1 pseudogene is annotated in these 295 nt (G+C 74.6%); it reads right to left on the reverse strand.

Annotation, left to right across the window (positions count from 1 at the left end):
* Positions 1-21: 21 nt before the first annotated feature.
* Positions 22-295, reverse strand: a pseudogene (locus tag DBV35_RS29820) (hypothetical protein); the annotation flags it as partial.

The following is a 295-nucleotide window of genomic DNA, read 5'->3' on the forward strand; positions in this document are numbered from 1 at the left end:
GGCCCGTCGGGGGGGTGGGTCTCAGTCGCGCGGGGGCGCGCTCACCCGGTGGTCGGCCTGCTCGTCCTGGGCCTCGATCTGCGCGGCCTCCTCCTTGGTGCGGGCCAGCGGCGGCGCGGTGATCCCGCTGCCCTGCTCGGCCAGCTCGGGCTTCATCCGTACCGCGACGAGGCTGGCGACCGTGGTGACCGCGAGGACGCCGACGATGACGCCGAGCGAGAGTCCGATCCCGACCTCGGGGACCGGGACCGGCTGCCCGCCGTTGATGAAGGGCAGCTCGTTCTCGTGCAGGGCG

The sequence above is a fragment of the Acuticoccus kandeliae genome (assembly GCF_003073115.1).